Origin of the sequence: Cytobacillus sp. Bac17 (assembly GCF_024519925.1) — a bacterium.
Lineage (GTDB): Bacteria > Bacillota > Bacilli > Bacillales > Cytobacillaceae > Cytobacillus > Cytobacillus pseudoceanisediminis.
In genome coordinates, this window is the sequence record NZ_JALJRC010000061.1 from 1 (window position 1) to 11,668 (window position 11,668).

An 11,668-nucleotide genomic window follows, 5' to 3' on the forward strand; every position below is an offset into this window, starting at 1 on the left:
TGACACCTCACCAACGGGTCAAACCGTTGATAAATCAACATTTATAGAGGGAGGAATTCATTATGCAATATATTTGATGGGGAAATATATTCAATTTGATATTAAATCTATCGATATGTAAAATTTTAAGATCTGGAAAGTGGGTACTTATTGACCATAGATGCTAAAAAAACGGTATGATACCATGACTTTTGTAAATTATATGGAATTTTTTATAAAAAGATTCCAAAAATACCAATCGGAGGGGTAGAAATGAAAAAGCTGTTTGTTACTAGCATCATGCTTATCGTAGGATTGATCTTTTCTTTCACTACTGTAAGCGCTTCTTCACAATTCGAAGTAGATTACCAAACTACTTCAAGCAGTGTACAAATTAAATGGGAGTCTGATGCTGCATCATTTAAATTGTTCTCAGGGAAAAAATTAATCTGGTCTGGTTCTGAAAAGGAATATACAGATAAAAATCTAAAATCTAAAAAGCAATACAAATATCTATTAGTTGCTTTGGATAAAAATGATAAAGTTGTAGACCAGGCAGAATTAAGAGTCATTACAAAAGGTGAGAAAGATAAAAAAAGCCTACTACTACAAAAAGCAAAAAAAGATGAACGATTATTAGATGGTGTTACCATTGATGCCATCATTAAAAATAACAAGGTTATTGTAAAATGGGATGAAAAATTACCAGATGAAGATGGAGCTATTGATCTATATAGAAATGATGAATACCTAGGTAAAATTAAAGGTAATTCCTATGTGGATACTGACATAGAACCTGGTACGTATTATACATATCGTGTATTAGGTGAGAAAAAGAAAAGTGAAGAAGAAATAAATCAAGCAATTAAGGAAGCTAAGAAAGACGGTTGGACTATTACTGAGGAAGTTCTAAATAAGTTATCTTATGAGACTTTTGATTTGGGAAAAATCGTTCAAACTTTCACTGAAGAACAAGTAACGAATGAAAGCGTTGAGCAAGCTCAATCTTATGCTATTGCTGCTGTGATTCCACAAAGATTCAACTTTAGGTATACAACTTTCATTCCAGAAGCAAAAGTTGGTATACCGGGAAATCCAGCTTCTTGTCCAACTTTCCGTGGAGATAATAGAGGTTTCGCATTTGACCATAGCAGGTATCGTACACAAACAGAAGTCTCTGCATATTTAAGCGGGACAACTACTGGATCCACTAGTTGGGTAACAAGAGATGTGGGACAAAGTGCAAGATATAATTGTGATGGTACAACTGATTATAAAACTCAAACAAGCTACACAATGTCCAAAACAAATCTAGAAGCGACTTCTCAATTTGTTTCTTGGAGAGTCGTTCACGCAGTAGGCGATCCTTTTGATATTATCAATATTGCTCCGCCAGTTATCGATTACACGTATACTGCTAACGTAAGTTTTGATGGAGATATCCAAGTTTTTGGTGAACATGATCAGGCACCTGCCCATGAAATGTATGTTTATATCCCGAACTCAGATGCAATGTTGCCTATTTTCCAACATCAAAATAAGGGATTATTATACCTTGCTCCACCATATCCAAATGCAGATATTGAATTCAGTATTTATAACTAGAGAAATATCTCATAATTTGGGGTGATGACTATATGTCATCGCCCTTAGAAATTTCATAGCCCTTATTTCTCTTACTTAGATGATTTATCCATGATAAACTTATATACTCAAAAAACATTGGTATTTATGTTAGATTTTTATTAAATATAGTAAGGAAGGTGGGATAGAGTGAAGAAATTCATCTCAAGAAATATTCTGACCTTAATATTAGTTTCTATAGTTCTAACTATTATGTTATTACCTAGCTTTTCACAAGAAAATTCGCCAATATTATTATCTTTAGTGGTTGTATTTTTTTATGCAATTTTATTTATTTTATTATATGGAGTAACTTCATCATTAATAGCAGAACTTCTTAGTTTACGGGCGAGTAGTAAGAATCGGAAAATAATAAAAGTTGTAACCTTTTTAGTTTCTTTAGCTGTGTTTTCCTATTATTCACCTAATATGGTGTATATACTCTATGCCTTCATAGTTGCTGCTTTATATTTCTTAATCGATGAGTTCCTTAGAAGAAAGTATCCAGCTTAACTTTTTCACTCCAAAACTTACAAAAAACCTTCAATATTATTGAAGGTTTTTTATTTGTACAAATAAAGTTATGTATATTGTATCTTCGACTATTTCACCGAGTCCTTTAATAGCTTACCTGGTTTAAATACCGGTAATTTTGACGCAGCAATTTCAATTTCTTCTCCAGTTTGTGGATTTCTTCCTTTTCGAGCCGCTCTCTCACGAACTTCAAAATTACCAAATCCGATAAGTTGAACCTTGTCTCCATTCTTAAGTGCTGTTTGAATGGATTCAAAAACAGCATCCACCGCTCTGGCTGCATCCTTTTTTGATAATTCCGCTGTTTCAGCTACTTGATTTGTAAGTTCTGTTTTATTTAGCATAATAAGCACACTCCATATTAATAATTCAATCTGTAAGATTGTATCTCATTTTTATCATAGCTAATTCCATTAAAGCAAATTCCCTATGATTCTCCATTATAAACATTACAATTATTGCCCTATTATGGTATGATATAGCATATAATTCTTCTATTTTATTCATGTTTCACCTATGCAGGAGGAACTTTTTTTACGCAATGCGCTTTTCAGAAAGTGACCAATCTATTAATGCTGCAAAATCAGCTATTAATTGGTCCTTTTCTGAAGAGCGTTTTTTTTTGCTTTTCGACCAAATACTTTTTAAGGAGGAGTATCCATTGGTTATTCAAACGCGTTTCAACAATGGGGTAGCAACATATTTTGTAAATGAGAAAGGGAGGATTGCTGCGCAAATCTCTATGAAGGATGGAAAATATTCTGGTTTCAGTATAGTTCCATTGATCATGGATATGCAGGGCAGCCAAGCCGGCTTGTTATTCATACTAGATTGGGTGACAAAAAGGGCTAAATCCCCCATCCTAGCAGACATTAAGTATCCGCTCTTAGTAGATTTCGGATTCCAGCATTCTGATACAGGATTAGTCTGGGATCCATCTATGGACGTGGAAGAAGTTGAACCGGTTGTGATGCTTTCATGACGGTGGTTCCTAAGAAGACTGAAGCTGCTAAACCAGCCTCAAGTGTTAATTCGGGGTATTGGAGTTATTCCAGGCTTTCTATGTTTCGCGACTGCGAACGGCAATTTTATTATAAGTACGTTTTAGGCCTCCCTTATCCGACCAACCATAGTATGAGGGTAGGGAAAATTTTTCATAGGGCCATCGAACTTATGATTAGGGAGGGTTACTCTTCTTCGGAAGCATTATATTTTTCCATTGGAGAACAAGAAGGCTTACCAGAGGGAGAAAAGACCTACTATTTATTAGGAATGTTAAATAAGGCCTTTGATCGTATTCCTAAAATGGATTATCTGGAAATATCGAGTGAATTAGATTTAAGTATAAAAACGACTAAAGGAGTTATTAAATTTATCATCGACCTGGTCATTGATGATCCAGCCAACGATGTTACTTATCTATGGGATTTTAAAACTAGTTGGACTTCTTTTTCTGCAGAGACCCATATTCAATTACCTTTCTATGGCTGGCTCTATAAACAGTATAGAGGGTACGTTGGCAGCACCTTTAAAGGAAGATTGGTTTTTCCCAGGCTAGATAAAAGTGAGGACAATGAAGTACTCCTTACAGATGAAAAATTAGCGAAGGCTAAATTGTGGTTAATCCAGACGATAACCCTTATTGAAGCTAAAAATCCGGATGACCAAGAGGACTGGAAGATGGCTAAAGACCGTTCAAAATGCGATTATTGCCCGTATGTAGCTCGATGTGCAGGAGGCTTGTTAGCGGGACTATCCAGCACTGGTGAACCCCGGAACCTTCAGGAGGCTGAAAAAATTGGAGAGTACCTCTTATCTCAGGAACTTGCTCTAAAGAATATGAAGAGTGGCTTCAAGAAGTGGGTAGAAGAAAATCAGTCAGTTCACGTAGGCACCGGAGTTTGGTTGATTGAACAAAAGCCCAGTGCTAAATGTGAGGATGTGGAGGCCCTAATTGATTTTGCACAGCGAAATGGATTGGATCTTAAAAAGGCCTTAAATCCAAAACCCGCTATTCTAGCAGAGTGGCTTCTAGAGGATGAAACAGGGGAGTTAGAACAACTCATTTCGTACTCGAATGGGCGTAAAAGTTTTAAATATGTTAAATGAGGATGACGAGCGGCTTATATTAGTCGTTCGTCTTTTATTACAAATTATTGGAGGGAAAAATAATGAAATATGAAATCGCACCAGCATATCAAGGTAGGAAAGAGATTTCTGCAGAGGACCTCTTAACAGCTGTGCATATTAGTTTAAATCAGGAAGCAGACCTTTTTGAAGACGGGAAGCTTATTTGCAGCTGGCTAGGACTGCCAATGGACCAAAACATTGAGAACCTTCACCGTAAAGGAATTACTACGTATGTCCAGAGTCATCAATATTCCTTTAAGTGGACGGATGAAAATAAAAATTCGAATAAAATCTTTGCTATGTTTCTTCCTCATGTTTGGGAAGGGGAGGACATGCTGCAGGTGAATGTTCATCATTACCGGGCTTCAATAAATGAGCGTGAATTTAATAACTTAGACGAACTACATCAATTTTTATTCCGGAACTACCCAGATATTATGCCATCTTTTATCAGTGTATGGGTTTTTGGAGGAGAGAGTAAAAATTACCGTTTAAACTCAGTATCCCCTGAAGGAGCAACAGTTCTTGCTGGAGGGGATTCCTTTTGAAAGAGATCATAAAGGAAAATGAGATGGAAAAGATGCTAATAGCTAGAGGCTTTCAGATATCGGATTCAGAAGGGTGTATTGATTCAACTCTTGTGGTAGATTATGCTGGCAGCTTAGGATTTGAATCCTCATTAAACTCTGAGGGAATCCTCGAATTCAGCAAGAATATCTATACTGTTGTAAAAAGTCCAAACTTCATTAAAGGTGACCATATCACAGTAAGAGAATGGATTGAAGAACAGCTGGAAAATGAAATTGGTATTTCGGTTGCACTCGAATCCCGTGATGATGATGGGGAGTTAGAGGTATTCTTACATTCTGAAAATGAAGATGACCTGTCCATTGAAGAAATGTCAAAGCTAGAACATTTAGGTATCACTCAAGACAACTCCTTAGAAAGAATCCTTGCCTTAATTTAGGGAGAGTTGGTGTTGCTAGATGGATGAACCTGTTTTTGATTTAGAAAAGATGATGAAGTTAACAAACAAAGACCGATTGTTGTCTTTGGTGTTCAATGATCTTATGAGTCGAAAAGACTTTAAAGATGAAAGAGAAGTGTATCATATCATCTTCAATGGGTATGTCCTTAACGATTCTATTATGGAAGATGAATATATGAATTGCTGATAGAAATCAGTTTTTAAGAAAGGTTGTTGCCGACGCAGCAGCCTTTTTCCATGAGCTTTTAAGGAAAAGAAACTAATACCATTTTTCAGGAGGAATACAAATTATGATTACAGCCAAAAGTTATTTCAGCGGTTGCGGCGGAATGGATTTAGGAATGTTAGAAGCTGGTATTGATGTGGTGGAGTCCTTTGAGATAGATCTGGCTGCATGCAAAACCTTAGCGAGGAATTTTAAACACAAGGTAAACCAGTGTGACATTGCCAAGATTAAGGTATTGGACCAGCAGCCTGCCGACGTATTTATCGGAACATTTCCATGCACAAAATATAGCTCGATTGCGGACATTCATGGAACTAGAACCGGGGATGAGTTATTTCTTCATTTTTTCCGGCATGTTGCTTTAGCACAGCCAGAAGTTTATGTTGTTGAAAATGTCCCGGGAATGAGGAAATTTCAGGTGGTCATGGAGTGTTTAACGAAGCTGCCTAATTATTATGTCCGGGTAGAGTGCCCTGTTAATGCTAATCTCTGGCTCCCGCAAGAGCGCAAGAGATTGATAATTATAGGTAGTAAGAAACCGTTTAACAGCTTATGCTATCCAACTAATAACAGTCCTGTGAGAATGAGAGACATCATTGATGTAGGAATTGAAGTATATTCTCCAGATTATGTTCTAAGGCGATTAAATGGTGCTTATAGAGACAAACCGATTATTACTGATTTGGATGGAATTGCTCCAACTTGTGTAGCTCACTATGCTAAGGATCGTTCAACACGACTAATTAATGATGGTAAATCTATAAGACCTTACTCGGTGAAGGAATACGGGCGACTTCAAGGGTTTCCGAATTGGTTTGAGTTTCCTATATCGGATAATGAAGCATATAGACAAATCGGAAATGCCGTTCCAGTTGAAATGGGCCGCTGGGTAGGTCAAGAAATTAAACGATACTTTCAAAATTATTCGTCAGTTGCCTAGTGATTACCATTTGGCCAACAGGAAAATCTACTTTTTAAGGAGCAAAAAAATATGAATCTAAAACTAAAGAAAGTCTATATGGTATCTAAAAAAGCTGACAAACCTCGATTGTTTCTTCAGCACTTAGTATGTGAAGCAGCTGGATTAACACCTGGCCAGGAATTATATATTTCTATCAATGAAGAGAATGAAGAGATCCAGATTCAAAATTATCCTATGGATACAGAACATAAAATTCATGTAGCATCTCGATTAAGTAAAGTGAGTGGTAAGCGCCGTCCATTAGTTGATACTGCAGGTGAAAAGTACTCATCAATCATTGATGTGAAACAGAAAGTAGAAATAAGCGTCTATCGAAAGGGTGAGAATAGCCGTATTGTGATTCAGCCGCTTAGATATAACTTATTTACGAATAAAACTCTACCCTCACAAAAAGATGAGCGAATTCGACTTCTAAGTATCGCAGCAGGAGCTGGAGTTGGAACTGCCGCAATGTGTGATACCCAGCTCTTCTCAGCAGTTCAAGAGGTTGAGTTGGAGGATGACAGTGCAGAAATACTCATGAGAAACTTTCCGAATTCCTATATCTTTAATGGTGATATCCGGGATGTACATGAAGTCCATGAAGCAGATGTCGTTGTTGCATCGCTTCCATGCAATGAATTTTCAAGTTTAGGTTATCAAGAGGGTAACCTTATGAATAATCTCATGATTGCAACTGCCAAAATCATAAAAAGCTCCAAGGCTGAGATGTTATTCTTTGAAAATGTTCCGTCCTTTTTTAAAAGTGATGCATGGTTTAGTCTAAGAGATCTTCTAGCGGATGATTATCTTTATTGGACTGAAAAAGAATTGGAAGCTTGGGAGTTCGGCAGCATAGCCTCCAGAAAACGTATTTACTGCTGTGCCTTTAGACAAGAAAGAGCTTTTAAGTCTTTTCAATTTCCAGTACCAAAGAAGATGCGTAGACGCAAACTTAAGGACATTATGGATCCAGCCAATGTGAAACATGAATGGAAAAGCCTTGAGAAATGGATGGATTCATTTAATAGCAGAGAAGCATGGAAAGATCGTAGCTTAGATTTAACGTTCGTAACAAAAGATGCGTCTAGAATACAATGCATACCCAAGCGTTATGCCGGCCACTCAGCTTCTTCGAGTTATGTTTTAAATGAAGAAAATAAGAAAAGCTGGCGTTTCTTATCAGTAAATGAAATCAGAAAAATCTTAGGTGTTCCGGAATGGTTTGAATTCACAGACCATATTTCGGATTTAAGAAAATATGAGCTCCTGGGGCAAAGTGTAGATTGCAGGGTAATAAAGGCCATTGCAAATCGTATTGCCCATACTTTTATGAAATTAAAATCAAGAGCCGAGAATTCTATAGTTAAAAAAGAACCTCAAAGCTTGTCTGTTACCAATAATGGACAGCTGCAACTATTGTTCTCCTAATATCTAAAAGAATGGAAAAAGAACAATGACATTTAAAGAATGGCATACTGACATGTATTGCGATCAATGGGATCTTAACCAAGTTTTTATAAAATCCCTAGAAGAGGAATATAAGGAATGGTGCTTTATTAATGGTCTAGCACCAATTTGGGATTAATCTGTTTTTAAAGCATATTTGTATATTTCTATTAACAATCAAGGAATCCTTTTTGAGACTAACTCAAAGAGGGTTTCTTTTTTTTAAGGTATTTAATAGATCATTGCTACTTCTCTAAAACTGCTCCAACCAGTTATAAAAAACAGGGGATTCCGGCTTCGAAGACTTATTAATATTTTTTGCTTTTCTTTTAGAGAAACCAGGCTGTACTTCATCTTGGATTAAGCTAAGAAAGTAAGCCGACATACTGAATATTGGTTCTGGATAGGATAATCTCTTATGTAGTTTCATAATGGCTTTAGAGCATGCTTTTAGTAATTTAAATGGCTCAACTTGTAATATATTAATTGCTTGTCCAACAATGTTTTTAGCTGCTTTTTCCGAAAAGTGATTTTCCACTAAATGATCAATTACTGGCTTGTAATGATTTTCAATTTCTGAGTTATTAAGTGAATTTTTAGTTACGCGCGCACACGCTTTTATATTATTTTCTTCTTCAAAGTTTTTAGGAGTTTGGGAGTTTAAAAAGAGTTTGTCTTTCTTTTCAGGAGTGACTTCACCAGTATTTTCAATAATCTCTGGCACTTCACCTGCTCCGACATTTTCAGCTTCTTCAATCTGTACGATTTCTTCATCATCAACGAGTGCTTCTCCACTAAAAGGCTGCAAAACATAGTAGCAGTTTCCATTTAACCCATTGGACCGTTTAGTGTGAAAAATTTTAATAACACCATGATCTTTTAATAGCTTAATGGTGCGCTCTACTGTCTTGGTAGAGACTCCAGCTAATGAAGCCAATGAATCCTGCTTTAGCCAACATACACCAGCAACCTTACAAGCGTATTTCTTTAACAGATAAAAAACGGCATCGTTGCTTTTCGTCAAAATATTTCTTAATACACCGTAATGAAGATCCATATGATGATTTAATTCCTCTACAGAATTAAATGACTGCAGCTCCCTAGCCAGTTTTGGTATATAGCACATGATTAGAACTCCTTTTGATAGACAAATTCTTATTGGAAATTAGTTTATCAAAATCGAAATTTGTAAAATGCCTCTCTCTAAGAGAAAATGCACCACAAAGAAAAACAGGTTAGTTAGTGTGATACCAATGGATTAAAAAAAAGTGACAAATTTTTTGTTCCACATCCTCCGCTATAGTTTTGCACCAGTTTAAATAAATGCACCACTGTGAATTTTTGCACCAAATCCTTTAATATCAAGGGGCCACTAAATATATTAAGGGTTTCTTTTATATACACTTCCCGCTAATAAAATGAGTTTGTGGTGCATTTTTATTGTACAGGTACCGCTAGAAACCTATTATTTCCTCGAGATATCATACTATCGCATTCGAAAGCGGTTTCTCTTAAACCTTTGGGAGAAGAAGGTTTATCTATGCTCACATACTCCGCTAATACTGGTGCATAAATGGTTCAGTTTAGCCTAGTCTTATGTATACACATTCCGCTAATGGACCAAATTGGTGCATTCTCATACTTTTGTTCCACACATTCCGCTAAGATTGGTGCAAAAAATTTTTTTCGAAATTAAATATGCACCAAAACTGTGCACACATCCCGCTAATTTTACATTTTTACCTAATTAATCTGGTGCATTTGTAGGTTTTTTACCCCACACATTCCGCTAATCTATGGTGCATAATGTCCAAGTGGTGCAAAATGAAATTTTAACACTTACAGACTGGTGCATAATCTGTTATTATCACTGTAATAAAGTGCCTAGCAGGGGGATCATGATGAAGTATGATGAGATATTGGATCATTTAATACTGAACTATGAAACTTTAAAAATAGTTCTATTCGAGGAAACTAAACATCTGTTCCAGGATAGACCGTATATCCTTGAAAAATGGAAGAAACAAGCTTATTCCATGACAGCTGAAGAAGTTAAAAACAATAAGCCTACTGAGGATATGTTATCTTTTGGTGCACTTTATTTGTTGTTTACTGAGGCATTTTATCATCAAAAGCCCATTACAAAGGCTATGATACGTGAAGTAGTGAATGTTTATGGAGATACTATAAAAGCTATACTAGCCGGTAATTTTTATCAGGAGTTTCCTGACGATGTGAAAAGACATAGTATGAATAAACCTCAGATTGACGAGGCCATGCAGCAAGACTACATATTATCTAGTACGGACATTGATTTTCATTTAATGAGAAATATCGTCACAAAAAAGAAAGATTTTAAAGCAGGGGAAACGGGAAAATTGGCAACCGAGATTATTGACAACAAGGGGAAGGTTAAAGGAGTAGCAGAGCTGCGGCCAAATGAGATACAAGCTACATTTACTGCAGATCAGCAGCAAATGTGGTTAGAAATGCTGGGAGAGACATTAAACTCTTTGGACGATTTAACCGCGGATCTGTTTGATCTCATTTCTTACTTGTGGTTAACATCTCCTAAAACAGCTGACGGTTATATTGAATTTCACAGCAATGACGCTCTCCAGCTCAGAAACATTAAAAAACGTACCGTTAAGGGCCAGGAATATGATTATAGGGAAGAGGATCGCTTTAATATCATGAAGCGGGTAGCTGCTCTTTCTAGCATATGGGTATCCTTAGGGGAAAGAAAAGTACATATCTTAAACAGTGAAAACATACAAGAAAATGAACTCTATAAATTTAAAGATTTCCAACGAATGTTCGAAATTGGTGCCATTAGGGTGGCATACGATAGAAATACAAATGAAGCCAAAGGTATTTTTGCTGTTCAGGTGCGGCCAACCTCTTTGCTAACGCCATATTTAGAAGGACCGAATCGCACCTTGGGAATTTTAGATATAAAAGTATTCCAATACAATCATTACACCCAGAGAGCGCATAAAAGATTAACACGCTATCTTAATCTTCAGTGGAGAATTCGGACAGTAAAAAGGAATTTAAATCAGCCATTTAAAGTTGGAACCTTGTTGAAAGAAATGGATTTTTCATCTCGGTATAGCGGAGTAGAAATACGGGATCTATTCGAAAATACGCTCGACGATTTGAAAGACGATGGAGTAATTAAAGAGTGGTCCTATGTAGAGGAAATTGATGAAAACAGAGTCGGACGGGTTAATTGGGTCAAGAATTATTGGTCAAAGTTAAATATCTTATTAACGCCTCCGGAATTTATTATCAAAGAGAATCAACGAAATTTTTCAATTCCATTTACTACTTATCAGCAGCCAGAGATTTTTGATAAGATGAACAGTCTTACAAATGCTGAAATTGCAACCGGATTACCTGAGGCTTCAAAAGAGATTGCTACAACTATAGAAATGCCTGTACCCGTTCACTCAACAAACAGTGTACAATATGTTCAGCAAACCTTTGAATTTGCTGAACCGGAAATTACCTTAACACCAGAAGCCATGAAGGAAACATTAGAAAGATGTAAGTTAAGTATCAGGCAGGCTGCTGAGGAAATAGGAATTGCTCATACAACTCTATCACGGTACATTCGGAGAGAAAATAAGCGGCCAAATAAGAAGAATGATGAGAAGATGGCCAAGTGGCTAAATAGTAAAAAGTAAATATCCGATAAAAACGAAAAAGGCCTCCATAGTTTGAACTATACCCTAGATAGTGGACACTGATAAAAAAGTGCCCCTTTCTGGGGTTT

13 protein-coding genes are annotated in these 11,668 nt (G+C 36.4%); 10 read left to right on the plus strand and 3 right to left on the minus strand.

Annotated features, from left to right (window positions below; all coding sequences use genetic code 11):
* Window positions 1-252 precede the first annotated feature (252 nt).
* Together NR125_RS28710 and NR125_RS28715 are read left to right on the plus strand one after the other, a co-directional pair.
* Complete coding sequence (locus tag NR125_RS28710; protein ID WP_071159294.1) at window positions 253-1,584, plus strand: DUF3238 domain-containing protein; 1,332 nt, start codon at window positions 253-255, stop codon at window positions 1,582-1,584.
* Window positions 1,585-1,752: 168 nt separating this feature from the next.
* On the plus strand, window positions 1,753-2,115 hold the full coding sequence (locus tag NR125_RS28715) for a hypothetical protein (protein ID WP_071159296.1): 363 nt from the start codon (window positions 1,753-1,755) through the stop codon (window positions 2,113-2,115).
* Window positions 2,116-2,204: 89 nt separating this feature from the next.
* Here the strand turns inward: NR125_RS28715 and NR125_RS28720 are convergent, their stop codons facing one another.
* Both NR125_RS28720 and NR125_RS28725 read right to left on the minus strand, forming a co-directional pair.
* On the minus strand, window positions 2,205-2,480 hold the full coding sequence (locus tag NR125_RS28720) for an HU family DNA-binding protein (protein ID WP_071159298.1): 276 nt from the start codon (window positions 2,478-2,480) through the stop codon (window positions 2,205-2,207).
* Between the two features lie 25 nt (window positions 2,481-2,505).
* Complete coding sequence (locus tag NR125_RS28725) at window positions 2,506-2,643, minus strand: hypothetical protein (protein ID WP_256816773.1); 138 nt, start codon at window positions 2,641-2,643, stop codon at window positions 2,506-2,508.
* A gap of 154 nt (window positions 2,644-2,797) precedes the next feature.
* Between NR125_RS28725 and NR125_RS28730 the strand changes: the two genes are divergently transcribed.
* The 7 genes from NR125_RS28730 to NR125_RS28760 all read left to right on the plus strand — a co-directional run bounded on the left by NR125_RS28730 (window position 2,798) and on the right by NR125_RS28760 (window position 7,872).
* A complete protein-coding gene (locus tag NR125_RS28730; protein ID WP_139266888.1) occupies window positions 2,798-3,118 on the plus strand; it encodes a hypothetical protein in 321 nt (106 codons plus the stop codon).
* Entirely contained in the window at window positions 3,115-4,245 is a 1,131-nt protein-coding gene (locus tag NR125_RS28735) for a PD-(D/E)XK nuclease family protein (RefSeq protein ID WP_071159301.1), read from the plus strand. Before NR125_RS28730 ends, NR125_RS28735 begins: the two co-directional genes overlap by 4 nt.
* 62 nt (window positions 4,246-4,307) lie before the next feature.
* On the plus strand, window positions 4,308-4,814 hold the full coding sequence (locus NR125_RS28740) for a hypothetical protein (protein ID WP_256816774.1): 507 nt from the start codon (window positions 4,308-4,310) through the stop codon (window positions 4,812-4,814).
* A complete protein-coding gene (locus NR125_RS28745) occupies window positions 4,811-5,233 on the plus strand; it encodes a hypothetical protein (protein WP_071159305.1) in 423 nt (140 codons plus the stop codon). The genes NR125_RS28740 and NR125_RS28745 overlap by 4 nt, the downstream gene beginning before the upstream one ends.
* Window positions 5,234-5,282: 49 nt before the next feature.
* On the plus strand, window positions 5,283-5,441 hold the full coding sequence (locus tag NR125_RS28750) for a hypothetical protein (RefSeq protein ID WP_256816775.1): 159 nt from the start codon (window positions 5,283-5,285) through the stop codon (window positions 5,439-5,441).
* 103 nt (window positions 5,442-5,544) lie between these two features.
* Window positions 5,545-6,420 (plus strand): DNA cytosine methyltransferase, encoded by an 876-nt coding sequence (locus NR125_RS28755; RefSeq protein ID WP_071159309.1) that lies wholly within the window; start codon window positions 5,545-5,547, stop codon window positions 6,418-6,420.
* A 51-nt stretch (window positions 6,421-6,471) separates the two neighbouring features.
* Window positions 6,472-7,872, plus strand: a complete 1,401-nt coding sequence (locus NR125_RS28760) for a DNA cytosine methyltransferase (RefSeq protein WP_071159311.1) — start codon at window positions 6,472-6,474, stop codon at window positions 7,870-7,872.
* Window positions 7,873-8,143: 271 nt separating this feature from the next.
* Here NR125_RS28760 and NR125_RS28765 read toward each other — a convergent pair whose 3' ends face one another.
* Window positions 8,144-9,016: a helix-turn-helix domain-containing protein gene (locus NR125_RS28765; protein WP_256816776.1), complete on the minus strand. Its 873-nt coding sequence runs from the start codon at window positions 9,014-9,016 to the stop codon at window positions 8,144-8,146.
* A 910-nt stretch (window positions 9,017-9,926) separates the two neighbouring features.
* On the opposite strand from NR125_RS28765, the gene NR125_RS28770 reads away from it, so the two are divergent.
* Window positions 9,927-11,579, plus strand: a complete 1,653-nt coding sequence (locus tag NR125_RS28770) for a helix-turn-helix domain-containing protein (RefSeq protein ID WP_256816777.1) — start codon at window positions 9,927-9,929, stop codon at window positions 11,577-11,579.
* Window positions 11,580-11,668 lie beyond the last annotated feature (89 nt).